At 71.6% G+C, this 19,695-nt stretch carries 14 protein-coding genes; 12 read left to right on the forward strand and 2 right to left on the reverse strand.

Translation table 11 applies throughout. The features are described 5' to 3' along the window. Positions 1–11: 11 nt before the first annotated feature. The 6 genes from ACFV9O_RS04900 to ACFV9O_RS04925 all read left to right on the forward strand — a co-directional run bounded on the left by ACFV9O_RS04900 (position 12) and on the right by ACFV9O_RS04925 (position 6,875). Positions 12–1,175 carry an ABC transporter ATP-binding protein gene (locus ACFV9O_RS04900; RefSeq protein ID WP_385412323.1) on the forward strand — a complete coding sequence of 388 codons (1,164 nt, stop codon included), beginning with the start codon at positions 12–14 and terminating at the stop codon, positions 1,173–1,175. After that, complete coding sequence (locus ACFV9O_RS04905) at positions 1,172–2,101, forward strand: ABC transporter permease (protein ID WP_385412326.1); 930 nt, start codon at positions 1,172–1,174, stop codon at positions 2,099–2,101. Before ACFV9O_RS04900 ends, ACFV9O_RS04905 begins: the two co-directional genes overlap by 4 nt. Next, entirely contained in the window at positions 2,101–2,898 is a 798-nt protein-coding gene (locus tag ACFV9O_RS04910; protein ID WP_385412328.1) for an ABC transporter permease, read from the forward strand. The genes ACFV9O_RS04905 and ACFV9O_RS04910 overlap by 1 nt, the downstream gene beginning before the upstream one ends. 20 nt (positions 2,899–2,918) lie before the next feature. Further along, positions 2,919–4,334 (forward strand): NAD(P)/FAD-dependent oxidoreductase, encoded by a 1,416-nt coding sequence (locus ACFV9O_RS04915; RefSeq protein ID WP_385412331.1) that lies wholly within the window; start codon positions 2,919–2,921, stop codon positions 4,332–4,334. 146 nt (positions 4,335–4,480) lie between these two features. Further along, the gene (locus tag ACFV9O_RS04920; protein ID WP_385412334.1) at positions 4,481–4,939 is read left to right on the forward strand and encodes a hypothetical protein; all 459 of its coding nucleotides are present in this window, start codon (positions 4,481–4,483) and stop codon (positions 4,937–4,939) included. 97 nt (positions 4,940–5,036) lie between these two features. Continuing rightward, positions 5,037–6,875 carry a chitinase gene (locus ACFV9O_RS04925; protein WP_385412336.1) on the forward strand — a complete coding sequence of 613 codons (1,839 nt, stop codon included), beginning with the start codon at positions 5,037–5,039 and terminating at the stop codon, positions 6,873–6,875. On the opposite strand, the gene ACFV9O_RS04930 is transcribed toward ACFV9O_RS04925, so the two are convergent. Both ACFV9O_RS04930 and gabT read right to left on the reverse strand, forming a co-directional pair. Beyond that, positions 6,814–7,695 carry a phosphatase PAP2 family protein gene (locus tag ACFV9O_RS04930; protein ID WP_385412339.1) on the reverse strand — a complete coding sequence of 294 codons (882 nt, stop codon included), beginning with the start codon at positions 7,693–7,695 and terminating at the stop codon, positions 6,814–6,816. The genes ACFV9O_RS04925 and ACFV9O_RS04930 overlap by 62 nt on opposite strands. 123 nt (positions 7,696–7,818) lie before the next feature. After that, a complete protein-coding gene (gabT, locus tag ACFV9O_RS04935; protein WP_385412342.1) occupies positions 7,819–9,153 on the reverse strand; it encodes a 4-aminobutyrate--2-oxoglutarate transaminase in 1,335 nt (444 codons plus the stop codon). A 455-nt stretch (positions 9,154–9,608) separates the two neighbouring features. Here gabT and ACFV9O_RS04940 point away from each other — a divergent pair, with 455 nt between their 5' ends. The 6 genes from ACFV9O_RS04940 (at position 9,609) to ACFV9O_RS04965 (ending at position 19,653) form a co-directional block, all read left to right on the forward strand. Then, positions 9,609–11,987 (forward strand): ATP/GTP-binding protein, encoded by a 2,379-nt coding sequence (locus ACFV9O_RS04940; RefSeq protein WP_385412345.1) that lies wholly within the window; start codon positions 9,609–9,611, stop codon positions 11,985–11,987. A 145-nt stretch (positions 11,988–12,132) separates the two neighbouring features. Further along, on the forward strand, positions 12,133–13,692 hold the full coding sequence (locus ACFV9O_RS04945; RefSeq protein ID WP_385412346.1) for a PucR family transcriptional regulator: 1,560 nt from the start codon (positions 12,133–12,135) through the stop codon (positions 13,690–13,692). Positions 13,693–14,077: 385 nt separating this feature from the next. Then, a complete protein-coding gene (locus ACFV9O_RS04950) occupies positions 14,078–15,058 on the forward strand; it encodes an EamA family transporter (RefSeq protein ID WP_385412349.1) in 981 nt (326 codons plus the stop codon). Between the two features lie 129 nt (positions 15,059–15,187). Next, positions 15,188–16,633, forward strand: a complete 1,446-nt coding sequence (locus tag ACFV9O_RS04955; protein ID WP_385412352.1) for an aldehyde dehydrogenase family protein — start codon at positions 15,188–15,190, stop codon at positions 16,631–16,633. Between the two features lie 191 nt (positions 16,634–16,824). Next, entirely contained in the window at positions 16,825–18,771 is a 1,947-nt protein-coding gene (locus ACFV9O_RS04960; protein ID WP_385412354.1) for an acyl-CoA dehydrogenase family protein, read from the forward strand. Between the two features lie 120 nt (positions 18,772–18,891). Continuing rightward, complete coding sequence (locus ACFV9O_RS04965) at positions 18,892–19,653, forward strand: hypothetical protein (protein ID WP_385412357.1); 762 nt, start codon at positions 18,892–18,894, stop codon at positions 19,651–19,653. Positions 19,654–19,695 lie beyond the last annotated feature (42 nt).

The following is a 19,695-nucleotide window of genomic DNA, read 5'->3' on the forward strand; positions in this document are numbered from 1 at the left end:
GAACGCGACCCATGACTGATTCGAAGACTTCGAAGACCGAGGGCGGCGACGTCCGGCTCTCCGGGATCAGCAAGACCTACGGCTCCTTCACCGCCGTGCACCCGCTCGACCTGACCGTCCCGCAGGGCTCGTTCTTCGCCCTGCTCGGTGCATCCGGCTGCGGCAAGACCACCACGCTGCGGATGATCGCCGGCCTCGAGGACCCCAGCACCGGCACCGTCTTCCTCGGCGGCAAGGACGTCACCGCCCTGCCGCCGCACAAGCGCCCGGTCAACACCGTCTTCCAGAGCTATGCGCTCTTCCCGCACCTGAACATCTACGAGAACATCGCGTTCGGCCTGCGCCGCCGCGGCATCAAGTCCGTCAAGAAGCAGGTCGACGAGATGCTCGAGCTCGTCCAGCTCGGTGACTTCGCGCACCGCAAGCCGCACCAGCTCTCCGGTGGCCAGCAGCAGCGCGTCGCCGTCGCCCGCGCGCTCATCAACCACCCGCAGGTGCTGCTCCTCGACGAGCCGCTCGGCGCCCTCGACCTCAAGCTGCGCCGGCAGATGCAGCTGGAGCTCAAGCGCATCCAGACCGAGGTAGGCATCACCTTCGTCCACGTCACCCACGACCAGGAGGAGGCCATGACCATGGCCGACACGGTCGCGGTGATGAACGGCGGCCGGGTCGAGCAGCTGGGCGCGCCCGCCGAGCTCTACGAGAACCCGCAGACGACCTTCGTCGCCAACTTCCTCGGCACCTCCAACCTGATCGAGGCCGAGGTCGCCGAGACCGGCGGCAGTGACATCCTCGTGGCGGCCGCCGACGCCAAGCTGCGGATCCCCGCGCAGCGCTGCGCCACCCAGCCCCGCAGCGGCGGGAAGCTGCTGGTCGGCGTCCGGCCCGAGAAGATATCGCTCGCGCACGCCGACGACGCGGGAGAGATCGCCGACGGCCGCAACCGGATCACCGGAAAGATCGCCGACTCCAGCTTCATCGGCGTCTCCACGCAGTACGTCATCGACAGCCCGGTCTGCCCCGAGCTGGAGGTGTACGTACAGAACATCGAGCGGGACTCCCGGCTCGTGCCCGGTGCCGAGGTCGTGCTGCACTGGAACCCGGAGCACACCTTCGGCCTCGACGCCGACCAGGACATCGACGCCGGTGTCGAGACGGTCGAGGAGAGCGCATGACCGTCACCGAAGCGCCGCCCCCGGTGGCCGCCGCCGCTGAACCACCCGTCCACAAGCCCTCGGTCCGCCGCAAACTGGTCCCGTACTGGCTGCTGCTGCCCGGCATCCTGTGGCTGCTGGTCTTCTTCGTGCTGCCGATGGTCTACCAGGCCTCGACCTCGGTGCAGACCGGCTCCCTCGAGAAGGGCTTCGAGGTCACCTGGCACTTCCAGACCTACTGGGAGGCCTTCCAGGAGTACTACCCGCAGTTCCTGCGCTCGCTGCTGTACGCCGGCACCGCCACCGCGCTGTGTCTGCTGCTCGGCTACCCGCTCGCGTACCTCATCGCGTTCAAGGCGGGCCGCTGGCGCAATGTGCTGCTGATCCTGGTCATCGCGCCGTTCTTCACCAGCTTCCTGATCCGCACGCTCGCCTGGAAGACGATCCTCGCCGACGGCGGACCGGTGGTGGAGACGCTCAATGCGCTGCACATCCTCGACGTCACCAGCCTGCTGGGCATGACCGAGGGGGACAGGGTGCTGGCCACCCCGCTCGCGGTCGTCTGCGGTCTGACGTACAACTTCCTGCCGTTCATGATCCTTCCGCTGTACACCTCGCTGGAGCGGATCGACACCCGGCTGCACGAGGCGGCGGGCGACCTCTACGCCACGCCCGCCACGACCTTCCGCAAGGTCACCTTCCCGCTGTCGATGCCGGGCGTGGTCTCCGGGACGCTGCTCACCTTCATCCCGGCGAGCGGCGACTACGTCAACGCGGAGCTGCTGGGCTCCACGGACACCCGAATGATCGGCAATGTCATCCAGTCGCAGTACCTGCGGATCCTGGACTACCCGACAGCGGCCGCGCTGTCCTTCATCCTGATGGCCGTCGTGCTGATCATGGTCACGGTCTACATCCGCCGCGCCGGAACGGAGGACCTGGTCTGATGCAGTGGCTCCGACGCAACCTCGTCGTCATCGCGGGCCTCGGCACGCTCGCCTATCTGATCGTGCCGAACGTCGTCGTGACGGTGTTCTCCTTCAACAACCCCAACGGGCGGTTCAACTACGCCTGGCAGGAGTTCTCGCTGGACGCCTGGAAGGACCCGTGCGGCGTCGCCGACCTGTGCGGCTCGCTCTCGCTGTCCCTCCAGCTCGCCGCCTGGTCCACCCTCGGCGCGACCGTCCTCGGCACGATGATCGCCTTCGCGCTGGTCCGCTACCGCTTCCGGGCGCGTGGCGCGATCAACTCGCTGATCTTCCTGCCGATGGCGATGCCCGAGATCGTGATGGCCGCCTCGCTGCTCGCGCTGTTCCTCAACATGGGCATCGAGCTGGGCTTCTGGACGATCCTGATCGCCCACGTCATGTTCTGCCTCAGCTTCGTCGTCGCCGCCGTCAAGGCGCGCGTCCTGTCGATGGACCCGCGTCTGGAGGAGGCGGCGCGTGATCTCTACGCCGGTCCGGTGCAGACCTTCCTCCGGGTCACCCTGCCGATCGCGGCCCCGGGTATCGCGGCGGGCGCGCTGCTGTCCTTCGCGCTCTCCTTCGACGACTTCATCATCACCAACTTCAACTCGGGCAACACCGTCACCTTCCCCATGTTCGTGTGGGGCTCGGCCCAGCGCGGTACGCCCGTCCAGATCAACGTGATCGGCACGGCCATGTTCGCCATCGCCGTCATCGTCGTCGTCGCCGGCCAGGCGATCAGCAACCGGCGGACGAAAACCGCACGAGCGAAATAGGTCCTGAAGGAGTGGAAACCATGGCCCCAGCTGCCATGACCTTTGCCTCATCACTCTCCGACGCCCAGCCCGTCCCCTTCTGGCTGGAAGACCCCGGCAAGCCCGCCACCCTGCCCGCCCTCACCGACGACGAGCGGACCGACCTCCTCGTCGTCGGTGGCGGCTACAGCGGACTGTGGACCGCGCTCCTCGCCAAGGAGCGCGACCCCGAGCGGGATGTCGTACTGATCGAAGGCCGCGAGGTGGGCTGGGCCGCCTCGGGCCGCAACGGCGGCTTCTGCGCCGCATCGCTCACCCATGGCCTCGGCAACGGGCTCGCCCGCTGGCCGCAGGAGATGGTGAAGCTGGAGGAGCTCGGCGCGCGGAACCTCGACGCCATCGAGGCCGCCGTCGGCACCTATGGCATCGACTGCGACTTCGAGCGCTCCGGCGAGATCGATGTGGCCACCGAACCGCACCAGCTCGAAGAGCTCCGTGAGACGTACGAGGAGGCCGAGCGCCTCGGCTTCGGCGACGGACTGGAGCTGCTGGACCGGGACGCCGTGCGGGCCGAGGTCAACTCGCCGACCTTCCTCGGCGGGCTGCTCGACCGGCGCGGCGTGGCCATGCTGCATCCGGCGAAGCTCGCCTGGGGCCTCAAGCAGGCCTGCCTCGACCTCGGCGTGCGGGTGTACGAGAACACCCGCGCTCTCGAACTCGCCGCCTCCGGCCCCGGGATGGCCCTCCGCACCTCCTACGGCCGGGTCCACGCCCGCCGCGTCGCGCTCGGCACGAACGTCTTCCCGTCGCTGGTCAAGCGGGTCCGCCCCTTCACCGTCCCGGTGTACGACTACGCGCTGATGACCGAGCCGCTGTCGCCCGCGCAGCTGGAGTCGGTCGGCTGGAAGAACCGCCGGGGACTCGGCGACAGCGCCAACCAGTTCCACTACTTCCGGATCACCGCCGACCACCGCATCCTGTGGGGCGGCTACGACGCGATCTATCCGTACGGCGGCAAGGTCACCGCCGAGATGGACCACCGGCCCGAGACGTACCTGAAGCTGGCGGGCCAGTTCTTCACGTGCTTCCCGCAGCTGGAGGGGCTGCGCTTCAGCCATGCCTGGGGCGGCGCGATCGACACCTGCTCCCGTTTCTCCGCCTTCTTCGGTACGGCCCACGGCGGGAAGGTGGCGTACGCCGCCGGGTACACGGGACTCGGCGTCGGCGCCACGCGCTTCGGCGCGGAGGTGATGCTCGATCTCCTCGCCGGTGAGCGCACCGAGCGCACCGAGCTGGAGATGGTGCGGACGAAGCCGCTGCCCTTCCCGCCGGAGCCGGTCGCCTGGGCCGGAATCGGCATCACCAAGTGGTCGCTGGCCCGCGCGGACGCCAACGGCGGGCGGCGGAACCTGTGGCTGAAGGTGATGGACCGCCTCGGCCTCGGCTTCGACAGCTGACCTGCTCACGGTCGAGCCGCCGGTTGGTCCGACGGCCGATTCAACCGGTCCCCGAAACCCGCGTAATAGCCGGCGCCCGCCCCGCTCTCCCCGTGTGAACGCGTTGTCCGCGCGTGCACGTCACATGGAGACGGAGGCTGTTGGCCATGACCGGTGCGGGGTCCAGGACTGCGGTGCAATGGCTGGTGTCGGTGGCGCCGGACCCCGACGCCTGCCGCTGGGAGTGGGAGCGCAACCCCCAGGGGGTCGCCCTGCTCCCGGCGGGCAGGCGCTGGGACGTACTGATCCTGCCGGGGCAGCTCGGCCATCCGACGTTCGACGTCCTGACCCGGCTCATGGACCGGCCGGGTCCCGTCCTCGCCGGCTTCGGCGACGCCCGCATGGGCTTCTTCGTGCCGCCCGGCACATCCGGGCGCTGGGTCGGTACGGGCGTACGCACCGCCGGGCGCGGTACCTGGATCGTCGTCCCGTACCCCGGGCGGGCCGCGGGCGGGGTGCGCTGGCTGATCCCGCCCGACGGTTCGGGGACGCTCACGGATCCGGCGCTGCTGGAGCTGTCGATGCACGAGGCAGCGGCCGTGATCGCGGGGGAGGGCAAGGGGTGAGCTCACCGGTGCGGTGTCAGAGGTCTTGACAACTCGATTGGTCTGGACCATGTTGTGCCGGGTTCCACCTCGAATCCCCCCACACCCGGAGGCAGTTGTGGTCCGCACCAGACCTCTCGCCGTCGTCGTGGCGGCTCTCCTCGCCGCGAGCGGACTCGTCGCGTCCGCCCACACCGCACAGGCCGCCGACGCCGAGCTGGCACGCAACGGAGGCTTCGAGTCCGGCCTGGACGGCTGGAGTTGCACGGCGGGCAGCGGCGCCGCCGTCTCGTCCCCCGTGCACAGCGGCACCAAGGCGCTGCAGGCGACCCCGGCCGGCAGCGACAACGCCAAGTGCTCGCAGACCATCACGGTGCAGCCCAACTCCTCGTACACGCTGAGCGGTTGGGTGCGCGGCAGCTATGTCTACCTCGGGGCGTCCGGCACCGGCACCAGTGACGTCTCGACCTGGACCCAGTCGGCCCCCGACTGGCAGAAGCTGACGACGACGTTCAGCACCGGCGCCACCACGACGTCCGTGACGGTCTACACGCACGGCTGGTACGGCACCGGCGCCTACCAGGCCGACGACCTCTCCCTCTTCGGCCCGGGCGGCGCCCCGGTCGGGATCCCGGCAGCGCCGGCCGGGCTCAGCGCCGGCACCCCCACGTCCTCCACCGTGCCGCTCTCCTGGTCACCCGTCCCCGGGGCGACCGGCTACAACGTCTACCGCAACGGCACCGAGGTCCTCTCGGTGACCGGCGCCTCGGCCACCGTCACGGGACTGGCCGCGTCGACCTCGTACAGCTTCCAGGTCACCGCCACCAACAGCGCGGGCGAGTCGCCGAAGTCCACGGCCGTCACCGCGACGACGGCATCGGGCGGCGGTCCCGGCCCCGGGCCCGGCCTGCCCGCCCATGCCCTGGTCGGCTATCTCCACGCGAGCTTCGCCAACGGCTCCGGCTACACGCGCATGGCCGACGTGCCCGACTCCTGGGACATCATCAACCTCGCCTTCGGCGAACCGACCTCGGTGACCTCGGGCGACATCCGCTTCAGCCTCTGCCCGGCTGGGGGTCCCCCCGGCGCTGGCGGAGCCGTGCCAGGGGGAGAGTGCCCGAACGTCGAGTCCGTCGCCGACTTCAAGGCCGCCATCAAGGCCAAGCAGGCCGCCGGCAAGAAGGTCCTGATCTCCATCGGCGGCCAGAACGGCCAGGTCCAGCTCGCCACCACCGCCGCCCGCGACACCTTCGTCTCCTCCGTATCGAAGATCATCGACGACTACGGCCTCGACGGCCTGGACATCGACTTCGAGGGGCACTCCCTGTCGCTGAACGCGGGCGACACCGACTTCCGCAACCCCACCACCCCGGTGGTCGTCAACCTGATCTCGGCGCTCAAGACCCTCAAGGCCAGGTACGGCGACGACTTCGTGCTGACCATGGCACCGGAGACGTTCTTCGTGCAGCTCGGCCACCAGTACTACGGCTCCGGGCCGTTCGGCGGCCAGGACCCGCGCTGCGGGGCGTACCTCCCGGTCATCCACGCCCTGCGCGACGACCTCACCCTGCTGCACGTCCAGCACTACAACTCGGGCCCGATCATGGGCCTCGACGACCAGTACCACACCATGGGGAACGCGGACTTCCACATCTCCATGACCGACATGCTCCTCACCGGCTTCCCGGTCGCCAAGGACCAGTCGAGGTTCTTCCCGGCCCTGCGCCCGGAGCAGGTGGCGATCGGTCTGCCCGCCACGACGACGGCCGGCAACGGCCACACGCCGCCCGCCGAGGTCGACAAGGCGCTGGACTGCCTGACCAAGGGCACCAACTGCGGCTCCTACCAGACCCACGGGAGGTGGCCGGGGCTGCGCGGGCTCATGACCTGGTCGATCAACTGGGACCGGTACGGCGGCGGGGAGTTCTCCCGGAACTTCGACGAATACTCCTGGTGACCGCCGGCAGCAGGACCCCGCACAGACACCAGCTGCCCAGGACGTCCAGGGGCCAGTGGTAACCGCGCAGGACGAGGCCGGTGCCCGTCGCCACCGTGAGCAGGACGGCGACGGGCATCAGCCGTCTGCCGACGAGCAGTGCCGCGCCCATGTAGGCCACCATCGCCGTGGCCGCGTGCCCCGACGGGAAGTAGCCGGTCTCGGCGGTCAGCGGCCCCGGACGGTCGGTGAGTTCCTTGAGCGGGGCGACGAGCGCCGGTACGAGGGCCATGGCGAGGGCGACGGCCAGGGCCTGGTGGCGACGCCGTCGGTACAGCGCGTACGCGACGGCCGCGGCGAGCACCGGCAGCGCGACCGGCATGTTGCCGAGGTCGGCGAGGAATTCGGTGAGTCCGGCGGGGCCTTCGCCCACGAGGGCACGGTCCAGGCGCTCGTCCAGGGCGCGCAGCGGACCGTGCGCGGCGACCTGCCAGGTGATCAGCGCGAAGAGGGCGACGCAGAACGCCGGGGGAAGCGACGAGACCAGGGAGGCCCGAATCGGGGGAGGAAGGGCGCCGGAAACCCGGGCGAGGGAGAGCCGGGCGCCGGAAAGCCGGGAAAGAGCCGACCGCCCCGGAACAGGGGGGGTGGTTCCGAGGCGGCCGCCTGGATCGGTTTGCCGCGCGCCCCGGGGGGTTTGGGGCGGGCGGCCATCCGATCGGTGAGGAGTTCCGGACCCAGAGGCTCCGGTGGTGTGCGCGAGGGCACGGCCAGGTCGGGGCTGGGGAGGCTCCGGCCTGGAATCGCTCGCAGTCCCCTGCGGGCGGGGTGTTTCTCTCATCTGCAGAAACCGTACGGCAGCAGGAGGGGGACCAACAGCCGGAATTCCATCCCGCCATTGGCCCCCCACACCTTCTTCACAGGGAACGCGCGATTACTGGGGGTCACACCCCAGCCGCCCGGCTCAGACCGTGGCGAACGCGGCCTCGAGGATGTCCAGGCCCTCGTTCAGCAGGTCCTCGCCGATGACCAGCGGCGGCAGGAAGCGGAGCACGTTGCCGTACGTGCCGCAGGTCAGGACGAGCAGACCCTCGGCGTGGCAGGCCTTGGCGAGCGCGCCGGTGGCCTCGGGGTTCGGCTCCTTGGTGGCCGGGTCCTTCACCAGCTCGATCGCGATCATGGCGCCGCGGCCGCGGATGTCGCCGATGATCTCGTACTTCTCCTGCATGGCGGCGAGGCGGCCCTTCATGACCTCCTCGATGCGCTTGGCCTTGCCGTTGAGGTCCAGCTCGCGCATGGTCTCGATGGCGCCGAGGGCACCGGCGCAGGCCACCGGGTTACCGCCGTAGGTGCCGCCCAGGCCGCCCGCGTGCGGGGCGTCCATGATCTCGGCGCGGCCGGTGACGGCGGCGAGCGGCAGACCGCCCGCGATGCCCTTGGCGGTGGTGATCAGGTCCGGGACGACGCCCTCGTCCTCGCAGGCGAACCACTGGCCGGTGCGGCAGAAGCCGGACTGGATCTCGTCGGCGACGAAGACGATGCCGTTGTCCTTGGCGAACTGCGCGATCGCCGGGAGGAAGCCCTTGGCCGGCTCGATGAAGCCGCCCTCGCCGAGGACCGGCTCGATGATGATCGCGGCGACGTTGTCGGGACCGATCTGCTTGGTGATCTGGTCGATGGCCTGGGCGGCGGCCTCGGGGCCGCAGTTCTCCGGGCCGGTCGGCCAGCGGTAGCCGTACGCCACCGGCACGCGGTAGACCTCGGGGGCGAACGGGCCGAAGCCGTGCTTGTACGGCATGTTCTTGGCGGTCAGCGCCATCGTGAGGTTCGTGCGGCCGTGGTAGCCGTGGTCGAAGACAACGACGGCCTGGCGCTTGGTGTACGAACGCGCGATCTTGACGGCGTTCTCGACGGCCTCGGCGCCGGAGTTGAACAGCGCGGACTTCTTGGCGTGGTCGCCCGGGGTGAGCTCGGCGAGGGCCTCACAGACCTCCACGTAGCCCTCGTACGGGGTGACCATGAAACAGGTGTGCGTGAAGTCCTGCAGCTGGGCGGACGCGCGGCGCACGACGGCCTCGGCGGAGGCGCCCACGGAGGTCACGGCGATGCCGGAGCCGAAGTCGATGAGGCGGTTGCCGTCGACGTCCTCGATGATGCCGCCACCGGCGCGGGCGGTGAACACCGGCAGCACGGAGCCCACGCCGCCCGCGACCGCGGAGAGACGACGGGCCTGCAGCTCCTGCGACTTCGGGCCGGGAATGGCGGTGACGACGCGGCGCTCCTGCGGGATTGCGGTCATGAGGGCTCCTGGGGGTGTCTTTCGGACGCACTTCTGCTTTCTTCGCAGGCTAGGTCCGGGTCTGGGGGTCGGGCATGCTCCGTTCGGGAGTGGTCGGGGCGTGTCGTTGTCCGCCACGGACATAGAGCAGTACGCCTCGGGATTCCCTCCGGGAGCATCGGGCTCCTTCCAGGATGGCTGCTTCAGCCGGGGTCGGTGCTGTTGCTTTCCCGAGGGAGGCCCCCGGACCTGCGTGGCGCGCCCCGCTCGGCCCCGGTGCCCCGCCCGCCGAGCGGCCCGCCGCGTTCCACGCGGATGGTCGAGCTGCTGGAGGACCACTCCCATCTCGTACTCGGTGCCGAGACAGCGCCGCGCTGCAGCGGCTCGCCCACGGCGTACTCGCTGAACTCCCCGCCGACGGGCACTAGATTGACGGTGGCACAGACGCGGTCCTGGCTGGTCAGGGGGCAGGGTTCATGGACACCGAAGGCACGTACGACGCGCGCGGTTCGCGGGCGGGCAGCTCAGGGAGCGCACACCAGGCACACCCGGCCCCGCACTCCGTCCCGCGCCCCGCCGGGCCTCCGCCGCGTGGGCTGCCGCCGATGCCGGTAGAGCCTCCCGCCCTCCGGCCGCCGCTCTCCGAATGGCTGAGGACGCCGCGCCCTGAGGGCGAGCCCGGTGTGTGGCGGTACGGTCATGTGCCCCGGCCGGCCGAGGAGCCAGTGACCACGCAGGATCGCGCGCTGCTGAGCGGCGCCGTGATCTCGTTCCTGGCCTGCGTCCTGGTGTGGTCGCTCTGGACGAACGGTTACATCCCTTACTGGCGAATCCCGCTGGAGCTGTTCACGCCGCGGGACTGGTGGGTCAGCTTCGGCGACGAGCCGATGCCGCTGGGCGCGGCGAACGCTCTGGACATCTACCAGCTGCTGATCACCGGAGCGCTCGTGTACGGGTTCGGCCGCCTGGGCAACTGTCGAGAGGCGTTCGCGCGCTTCACGGAAGTCCGCGGGCCCAAGGCCGCCGTGGCCAGCACGGCCGTCGGCGCGGCCGTAGTCCTGCTGCTCGTCTGGACGAGGACCGTTCCGGGCGTGGACCTCGTCCTCCGGTCGGTGCCCGAGTCCTGGCTGCAGGGTGGCGGCAATCGGTTTGTCGCGGCAGCAGTGAGCTACACACTCTATGCAGTGATCGCCCTGCCCGTGCTGTGGCCGTTCGCCAAGGTCGGGCGGTGGCGCCGGGCGCTGCGCAGCAGCCCGGTGTCGGCGCCCGCTGCGCCCCCTCCCGCGCCTGCGCACGACCCCGCCGACTGGCCCGAGTTGCGTGCCGCCGGGCTCGACGAGGCGGCGCGCACCCTCGCCGAGGCGACGAGGAAGGGCAGGCTCGGCGATGTCGACTACGCCCGGATCCGCCGCGCCTGGCAGGGCGTCCGCACCCGGCCCGAGCGCCTGCCCGCCTTCACCGACGCCGTCCGCGCCGACGGCCCCGCCGCCTGCGCGCACCCCTCGGGCCTACGGGACCTGCCTGTCCGCACGGCCGCCCACGACCTCGCCACCGGGCAGGTCCGGATCGGCACCGCCGCCGACCACCCCCGCAACCCCTACGCCCGCCGCACCACCGGTGTCGCCCTCGAACCCGCGCTCCTGGGGACCTCACTGCTGGCCGTCGGCCCCTCCGGGTCCGGCAAGACCGTGCGGCTCGTACGACCCGTCGTCGAGGCCATGTGCCTGCAGGCGCTCGCCAACCGGGCCGCCGTCGTCGCCGTCACCGCCCACGGCACGGCGCTCGCCCCCGACGACGCCTTCGACCTCGTCATCGCCCTCGGACGGCCCGAGTCCACGCACGACCTCGACCTCTACGGCGGCGCCGACGACCCCGACGAGGCCGCCCGCATCCTCGCCGAGGCGCTCGTCGGCGACCTGACGGTCGACAGCCGCCGGGCCGCCACCGCGCTCGCCCAGCTGATCGGGCCGTACCGGAGCGTCCACGGCCACTTCCCGGCCGTGCCGGAGCTGCGCGAACTCGTCGGAGGCGCGCCGGCCGCGCTCGGCGAGCTGCGCACGGCCCTGGAGGCGGCCGGCGAGGCCTCCCAGCTCCGTGAACTCGACGCCCGCGGGCGCCAGTCGGAGCGCGCGGACGACGTCGGTGTGCTGCTCGCCGAGCGGATCGCGTTCCTCGACCGGCCCGCGTTCGCGCCGTTCTTCCGTACGAGGGAGCCCGGCCGGCAGTTCTCGCTGCGGGCCATCGAGCATCCGCTGCGGGTCCGTGTCGACCTGCCCGAGCGCGGCCACGCCGAGGCGTCCCGGATCATCGCCCGGCTCGTCCTCGCCCAGTTCACCGAGGCCGCGCTCGCCCGCACCGACCGCTCGCTCTTCGCCTGCCTGGTGCTCGACGACGCCACGTACACCGTCACGGCGGACTCGGTGCGGGCCGTGCAGCGGCTGCGCTCCGCGAACGCCGGGGTCGTGCTGTCGCTGCGGACGCTGGAGGACGTGCCCGAGGCGCTGCGCGGGCCGCTGCTGGGCGCCGTGGGATGCCGGATGGCCTTCGCCGGGCTCGCGCCCTGGGACGGCGGGCGCTTCGCGGAGACCTGGGGCACCGAGTGGGTGCAGACCCGGGACGTCACCAACCGGCAGATCATCTCGGACGAACCGCTGACCAAGGCGCTGCACTTCATGCGGCGCCTGGTGACCGGAAAGGCCGCCACCGCCGAAGCGGTGACGGTCCGTGAGGTCGAGCGGGAGCGCTGGTCGGCGTCCGAGCTGGCGCACTCCGTACCGGCCGGACATGCGGTGCTGTCCCTCGCTTCGGTGCGGGGCGAACACACCCCGCCGCTGCTGGTGGATCTGCGGACCTGACCCCGGCTGGTGCGGTCGGGTCCGGCCCGACCGACCGGACCCGACCCGGCCACTCGTACGCGGTGGCAGAATCGAGGTGTGCCGTTCATACGGGACGGCGAAAAACCCCAGAAGCACTCACCCTCTGCCGAAAGCACGCGGTCCCATGCCGGTCACCCTCGCCCAGCTTGTCCAGCACTCCGCGCTCAAACTGACCGTGCGCGCCGGGGAGGACCGGCTCGGGACCCCCGTGCGCTGGGCGCACGTCAGCGAGCTCGCCGACCCCGTGCCGTACATGGAGGGCGGCGAGCTGCTTCTCGTCACCGCGACGACGCTGGACGCCGCGGACCACGAGGCGATGCGCCGCTATGTGCGGCGACTGGTCGGCGCCGGAGTGGTCGGGCTCGGCTTCGCCGTCGGGGTCAACTATGACGACATCCCCGAGGCCCTGCTGGACGTGGCCAAGGAGGAGGACTTCCCGCTCCTCGAAGTGCCGCGCCGCACCCCCTTCCTCGCCATCAGCAAGGCCGTGTCGGCCGCCATCGCCGCTGACCAGTACCGGGCCGTGACCGCGGGCTTCGAGGCCCAGCGCGAGCTGACCCGCGCCGCACTCGCCGAGGGCCCTGCCGCGCTGCTGGCCAGGCTCGCCTCGCACGTCGACGGCTGGGCCGCGCTCTACGACGCGTCCGGCGCCGTCGTCGCGGCCGCCCCCGACTGGGCAGCCCGGCGCGCGGCCCGGCTCACCGCCGACGTCGAGCGGCTGCGCGAGCGGCCGGCGCCCGCCAGCGCCGTCGTGGGCGGGACGGAGGACCGGGTCGAGCTGCAGTCGCTGGGTACCGGCCGGAGGGTGCGGGGCGCGCTCGCCGTCGGCACGGGCGCCCCGCTGGGGACGGCCGAGCGGTACGCCGTGCACTCCGCCGTCGCCCTGCTGACGCTGACGACGGAACGTTCCCGCTCACTCCAGGCCGCCGAGCAGCGCCTCGGCGCCGCGGTGGTGCGGATGATGCTGTCCGGGCAGCCCGACCACGCCCGCGCGGTCGCCGGGGATCTGTACGGCGAGCTCCTCGACGCCCCCTTCCGGCTGCTGATCGCCGAGCAGGCGGGCGAGCCGGACCCGGCCGCCGAGCATCCCGTGCACGCGCTCGCCGAGTCGCTGGAGTCCGCGGCGTCCCGGTCGGGCGAGGCGATGCTGACCGTTCCCGAGGGCGACGACCGGCTCGTCGTCCTGGCGGCCGACGGGGGAGCGGTCGTGGCCGCCTGCGAGTCGTATCCGGAACGGGAGGCCGAGGAGGCGGGCATCGTCGTCGGCATGTCCGCCCCGACCGGCCCGATCGCCGCCGCGTCGGCGTACAAGCAGGCCGAGCAGGCCCTGTCCGTCGCCCGCCGCCGCGGCCGCGCCCTTGTCGAGCACGAGGAGCTCGCCGCCGGCTCCGTCCTGCCGCTCCTTGCGGACGACGCTGTACGTGCCTTCGCCGACGGCATGCTCCGCGCCCTGTACGAACACGACGCGACCGGCCGCGGCGACCTCGTCGCCTCCCTCCGCGCCTGGCTCTCCCGCCACGGCCAGTGGGACGCGGCGGCCGCCGACCTGGGCGTCCACCGCCACACGCTGCGCTATCGCATGCGCCGCGTCGAGGAGATACTCGGCCGCTCCCTGGACGACCCGGACGTCCGCATGGAGCTCTGGCTGGCCCTGAAGGCGACGGAGGGCCCCACCCGCGAGTGACCCCTCGGGGCCCCGCCCTGCCCTCTGCCCTGCCCTGCGGGCGCCTCCCCGTACCGCTCGGTGGACCGGGGCGTTCGCCCTCAAGCGCCGGACGGGCTCCGAAGGAGCCCCGCCGGCGCTGGAGGCGCGGGGTCCGGCGATGGAGCCCCGGAACGGGGCCTGGGGCGGAGCCCCGGTTCGGGAGGGGCGGGGCGGGGAGGAGGCCCGCCTCAGGCGCCGGCAAGCCGTCTCCGTTCCGGCACCGCAGGAAATTTCCCGCCCGCCTGCCCGAAGTCGGGCAGGAATTCTGGCTTTTGGTTGCTGAAGCACTAGGGTCCTGCCTCGTGATCTCCAGCGACGGGGAGGCACCCGCCGCCCGTCCGCGAGACGAGGACGAGAAGGACCGATGACGCAACCCGCTCCCTGCCCCGACGCCCCCGCCGCCGAAGCACCGGGCATCCCCACCGCATCCCCCGCACCCGGGCGCCGGATATCCGGGGCCGTCTGGGGCGCGCTCGCCATCGTGTACGTCGTCTGGGGATCGACGTATCTCGGCATCCGCGTCGTCGTCGAGACGATGCCCCCGTTCCTGTCCGCCGGCGCCCGCTTCATCGCCGCCGGACTGATCCTCTCCGCGATCATCGCCTGGCGGCAGGGCCCCTCCGCGCTGAAGGCCACCCGTGCCCAGCTCACCTCCGCAGCGGTCGTCGGTCTGCTGCTCCTCCTCGGCGGCAACGGACTCGTCGTCCTCGCCGAGACCGCCGTGCCCTCCGGGCTCACCGCCCTCCTCATCGCCGTGGTCCCCGCCTGGGTCGTCGTGCTGCGCAGGGCCTTCGGCGAGCGGCCCGGCATCGGCGCGTACAGCGGTGTCCTGCTCGGGCTCGCGGGCCTCGCCGTGCTGACCCTCCCCGGGCTGAGCGGCGACGTACGCCTGTGGGGCGTCCTCACCGTGATCGGGGCGACCGTCATGTGGTCGGTCGGCTCCTTCTCCTCCGCCCGCATCCCCATGCCTGCCAACCCCTTCGCGGCGAGCGCGTACGAAATGGTCGCGGGCGGCATCGGCTGTCTGCTGGTCGGCCTCGGCCGGGGCGAGCAGCACGGCTTCGTGCTCGGTGACGTGTCGGGCCGCTCCTGGACCGCCCTCGCCTATCTCGTCGTCTTCGGCTCGCTCATCGCGTTCACGGCGTACGCCTGGCTGCTCCACTCCGCGCCGCTCTCGCTCGTCGCCACGTACGCGTACGTCAACCCGGTCGTCGCCGTACTCCTCGGCGCGCTGATCCTCAACGAGCAGCTGACCTGGCCGATCGCCCTCGGCGGCGCCGTGGTCGTGGCGGGTGTGTGCCTGATCGTCAGCACGGAACGCCGCGGCCGGGAAAGCAGTCGCTGACCTGCGCACTCGCCAAAGCGGCCAGACCGTCCCGCCGACCACTCCAACGCGGACAAACCACGATCCCGGCCCACACCCCTACCGTGTGGAGGAGAGAACCCCACTACTTCGGAAGGGCCGGGACCGCAGATGACTTCGACCCACGCCTTCTGGCTCGCCGGCCGCCAGGCCACCGGCGACGCCACCTTCGACGTCACGTCCCCGTGGGACGGCCGCGTCGTCGGCACCGTGTCCGTGCCGACCGAGGCCCAGGTCGAGGAGGCCGTGGCCGCCGCGCACGCCGTCGTGGACGAGTTCGCGGCGACCCCCGCCCATGTACGTGCCGCCGCCCTCGACCACGTGTCCAGGCGTCTGGTCGAGCGGACCGAGGAGATCGCCCAGCTGATCTCCGCCGAGAACGGCAAGCCCATCAAGTGGGCCCGTGGCGAGGTCGGCCGTGCCGTATCCGTCTTCCGCTTCGCCGCCGAGGAGGCCCGCCGCTTCAACGGCGGCGAGGCCCAGCGCCTCGACACCGACGCCGGTGGCCAGGGCCGCCTCGCGCTCACCCGCCGCTTCCCCAAGGGCGTCGTCCTCGGCATCGCGCCGTTCAACTTCCCGCTGAACCTCTGCGCCCACAAGATCGCCCCGGCCATCGCGGTCGGCGCGCCGATCATCCTCAAGCCGGCGCCCGCGACCCCGCTCTCCGGCCTGATCCTCGGCGAGCTGCTGGCCGAGACCGAGCTGCCCGCCGGCTCCTGGTCCGTCCTGCCGGTCCTGAACGAGTCCATGCCCGCCCTGGTCAAGGACGAGCGCCTGCCGGTGATCTCCTTCACCGGCTCGGACAAGGTCGGCTACGCCATCCAGGAGTCCGTGCCGCACAAGCACTGCACCCTGGAGCTCGGCGGCAACGCCGCGGCCGTCGTCCTCGCCGACTGGTCCTCCGAGGAGGACCTCGACCGGGCCGCGACCCGGATCGCCACCTTCGCCAACTACCAGGGCGGCCAGTCCTGCATCTCCGTGCAGCGCGTCATCGCCGATGCGTCGGTCTACGACCGGCTCGTCCCGAAGCTCGTCGCCGCTGTCGAGGCGCAGGGCACCGGCGACCCGTCCGACGACGCGACCGACGTCGGCCCGCTCGTCAGCGAGGACGCGGCCAAGCGCGTCGAGTCCTGGGTCGACGAGGCCGTCTCCGGCGGCGCGAAGCTGCTCACCGGCGGCAAGCGCGACGGCGCGACCTACGCCCCGACCGTGCTCGCCGACCTGCCGGCCGACGCCACCCTCGCCTGCGAGGAGGCCTTCGGCCCGGTCCTGACCCTGCACCGGGTCGACGGCGAGGCCGAGGCCTTCGCCGAGGTCAACAACTCCAAGTTCGGTCTGCAGACCGGCGTCTTCACCCGTGACCTGCAGACCGCGTTCCGCGCCCACCGCGCACTCGAGGTCGGCGGCGTAATCGTCGGCGACGTCCCGTCCTACCGCGCCGACCAGATGCCGTACGGCGGCGTCAAGCAGTCCGGCGTGGGCCGCGAGGGCGTCAGGTACGCGATGGACGACTACACGTACGAGCGGGTGCTCGTCCTCACCGGACTGGCCCTGTAGTAACACCCGAGCCGACGGCCGGAGCCCACTGTGCGGGGGCTCCGGCCGTCTTCGTGTCTCTGTGTGCACGCGTACACCCGGGTGCGCCGCAGGACTGGTGAGGCGCTCGGTAATCGGGTAGATACGGACGAGTAGCACCGTACGGTAATTCCGTGCGGCCGCCCCCGACGCTGCGGCGAGGTGAGTCCCTCATGTCCGCCCCATCCACACCGCAATCCGCGCCCAAGGTCTCCGAACGGGAAGCCCGCCAGGTCGCCGAGGCCGCCCGCGAACAGGGCTGGCGCAAGCCCAGCTTCGCCAAGGAACTGTTCCTGGGCCGCTTCCGGCTCGACCTGATCCACCCCCATCCGATGCCGTCCCCCGAGGACGTCCAGCGCGGCGAGCAGTTCCTCGCCAAGCTGCGCGACTTCTGCGAGACACGGATCGACAGCGCACGCATCGAGCGCGAGGCCCGGATCCCGGACGAGGTGATCAGCGGGCTCAAGGAGCTCGGCGCCCTCGGCATGAAGATCGACCCGAAGTACGGCGGGCTCGGGCTCACCCAGGTGTACTACAACAAGGCCCTCGGCCTCGTCGGCTCCGCCAGCCCGGCCGTGGGTGCGCTGCTCTCCGCGCACCAGTCCATCGGCGTACCGCAGCCGCTCAAGCTCTTCGGCACGCCGGAGCAGAAGGACGCGTTCCTGCCGCGATGTGCTCGTACGGACATCACGGCGTTCCTGCTCACCGAGCCGGACGTGGGCTCCGACCCGGCGCGCCTCGCGACCACGGCGGTGCCCGACGGAGACGACTACGTCCTCGACGGCGTCAAGCTCTGGACCACCAACGGCGTGGTCGCCGACCTCCTCGTCGTCATGGCCCGTGTGCCCCGGTCCGACGGCCACAAGGGCGGCATCACCGCCTTCGTCGTCGAGGCGGCATCCCCGGGCATCACGGTCGAGAACCGGAACGCCTTCATGGGGCTGCGCGGTCTCGAGAACGGTGTGACCCGCTTCCACCAGGTCCGGGTCCCGGCCGCGAACCGCATCGGCCCCGAGGGCGCCGGCCTCAAGATCGCCCTGACCACGCTCAACACCGGGCGGCTGTCGTTGCCCGCGATGTGCGTGGGCGCGGGGAAGTGGTCGCTGAAGATCGCCCGTGAGTGGTCGGCCGTGCGTGAGCAGTGGGGCAAGCCGGTCGCCGAGCACGAGGCCGTCGGCTCGAAGATCTCCTTCATCGCGGCGACGACCTTCGCCCTGGAGGCGATCGTGGACCTGTCGTCCCAGATGGCCGACGAGGACCGCAACGACATCCGCATCGAGGCGGCACTCGCCAAGCTGTACGGCTCCGAGATGGCCTGGCTGATCGCCGACGAACTGATCCAGATCCGCGGCGGCCGTGGCTTCGAGACCGCGGAGTCGCTGGCGGCCCGGGGCGAGCGCGCGGTGCCGGCCGAGCAGATGCTGCGCGACCTGAGGATCAACCGGATCTTCGAGGGCTCCACCGAGATCATGCATCTGCTGATCGCCCGCGAGGCGGTCGACGCGCACCTCGCGGTCGCCGGCGACATCATCGACCCGGACAAGTCCCTGGGCGACAAGGCGAAGGCGGGCGCGCAGGCGACCGCGTTCTACGCCCGCTGGCTGCCGAAGCTCGTGGCGGGGCCGGGCCAACTGCCGGGCTCGTACGCCGAGTTCCACCGCGGCGGCCACGCCGACCTCGCCACGCACCTGCGGTTCGTGGAGCGCTCGGCACGCAAGCTCGCCCGCTCCACGTTCTACGCGATGTCCCGCTGGCAGGGCCGGATGGAGACCAAGCAGGGCTTCCTCGGCCGGGTCGTCGACATCGGCGCCGAACTCTTCGCGATGAGCGCGGCGTGCGTACGCGCGGAGCACCTGAGGATCACCGGAGACCACGGCCGCGAGGCGTACCAGCTCGCGGACGCGTTCTGCCGCCAGTCGCGCCTCCGCGTCGACGAGCTCTTCGGCCGCCTCTGGGCGAACACGGACGACCTCGACCGCAAGGTGGTCAAGGGCGTACTCGCCGGCACCTACACCTGGCTGGAGCAGGGCGTCATCGACCCCAGCGGCGAGGGCCCCTGGATCGCGGACGCCACCCCCGGCCCGGCGCAACGGGAGAACGTCCACCGCCCCATTCGGTGAGGCGAGTCGCGCCCACCCTCCCCCATGCCCGAAGGGTCGTGGGGGAGGGTGGCCACAACACCCCGCCACCGGCTGCCGATACGGTGGGCCTTGCCACATCAACCGAGGAACGGGGCAAGGATGTTCGGGGCGGGAAACCAGCTGATACGGCGCGCCGCCGCCGTCGCGCTCGCCGGTGCCGTGCTCAGCGGCACGGCCGGCTGCGGCGGGGACGCGAAGGACGGAAAGCCCGGCGGGGACGACAAGCCGTCGGCGAGCGCCGGAAGCGGCTCGGCCGCCGCCGGCGCCCTCACCCAGCAGCAGCTCACCGCCCTCGCCTTCACCGACGGCGAGAAGGTCGGCAGGTACACCGCGTCCGAGTTCACCCTCGGCGCCCCGCTCGGCGAGGAGTACACCGCCGACCCCGAAACCTGCCAGCCGCTGGTCAGCCTCGCCAAGGGCGCCACCGCGTACGCCCCCGCAGCCGAGGTGCACCGCCGGGTCGACGTGCCCGACGAGATGATCGGCACCACCGTCGCCGTACAGCTGCGCAGCTACAGCCCCAAGGACGCCGCCGGTGTCATGAAGGCCCTCGACACGGCCGGCAAGGAGTGCGCCGCCGGGTTCACCGAGATACGCGCCATCGCGAAGGCGAAGTATCTGACGGTGGAGCCCGCCAAGGCCCCGGCCGTCGGCGACGAGGCGAAGGCGTACCGCTTCACGATCCTCGACGTGAAGGGGAAGCTGAAGCTGTACGAGTACCTCACCGTCGTCCGCTCCGGCTCCACCACGCTCTCCTTCCGCGCGGAGATCACCGACACCAAGGACATCGGGGGAGTCCCGGAGGAAGTGATCACGGCCCAGTGGGAGAAGTTCTCCGCGGGGGCCGCGAAGGGCGCGTAGGAGGCCCTTGCCCGGACACGCCCTGGCCGGAGGCACCCTCTC

Origin of the sequence: Streptomyces sp. NPDC059909 (assembly GCF_042730885.1) — a bacterium.
Classification (GTDB): domain Bacteria; phylum Actinomycetota; class Actinomycetes; order Streptomycetales; family Streptomycetaceae; genus Streptomyces.

Bases quoted from the DNA above. Each gene is read 5' to 3' on its own strand.
- ACFV9O_RS04960 (WP_385412354.1), top strand. From the start codon at position 16,825: ATGTCCGCCCCATCCACACCGCAATCCGCGCCCAAGGTCTCCGAACGG.
- ACFV9O_RS04920 (WP_385412334.1), top strand. From the start codon at position 4,481: ATGACCGGTGCGGGGTCCAGGACTGCGGTGCAATGGCTGGTGTCGGTG.
- ACFV9O_RS04905 (WP_385412326.1), top strand. From the start codon at position 1,172: ATGACCGTCACCGAAGCGCCGCCCCCGGTGGCCGCCGCCGCTGAACCA.
- ACFV9O_RS04910 (WP_385412328.1), top strand. From the start codon at position 2,101: ATGCAGTGGCTCCGACGCAACCTCGTCGTCATCGCGGGCCTCGGCACG.
- ACFV9O_RS04955 (WP_385412352.1), top strand. From the start codon at position 15,188: ATGACTTCGACCCACGCCTTCTGGCTCGCCGGCCGCCAGGCCACCGGC.
- ACFV9O_RS04945 (WP_385412346.1), top strand. From the start codon at position 12,133: ATGCCGGTCACCCTCGCCCAGCTTGTCCAGCACTCCGCGCTCAAACTG.
- ACFV9O_RS04950 (WP_385412349.1), top strand. From the start codon at position 14,078: ATGACGCAACCCGCTCCCTGCCCCGACGCCCCCGCCGCCGAAGCACCG.
- gabT (WP_385412342.1), bottom strand. From the start codon at position 9,153: ATGACCGCAATCCCGCAGGAGCGCCGCGTCGTCACCGCCATTCCCGGC.
- ACFV9O_RS04915 (WP_385412331.1), top strand. From the start codon at position 2,919: ATGGCCCCAGCTGCCATGACCTTTGCCTCATCACTCTCCGACGCCCAG.
- ACFV9O_RS04930 (WP_385412339.1), bottom strand. From the start codon at position 7,695: ATGAGAGAAACACCCCGCCCGCAGGGGACTGCGAGCGATTCCAGGCCG.
- ACFV9O_RS04965 (WP_385412357.1), top strand. From the start codon at position 18,892: ATGTTCGGGGCGGGAAACCAGCTGATACGGCGCGCCGCCGCCGTCGCG.
- ACFV9O_RS04900 (WP_385412323.1), top strand. From the start codon at position 12: ATGACTGATTCGAAGACTTCGAAGACCGAGGGCGGCGACGTCCGGCTC.
- ACFV9O_RS04940 (WP_385412345.1), top strand. From the start codon at position 9,609: ATGGACACCGAAGGCACGTACGACGCGCGCGGTTCGCGGGCGGGCAGC.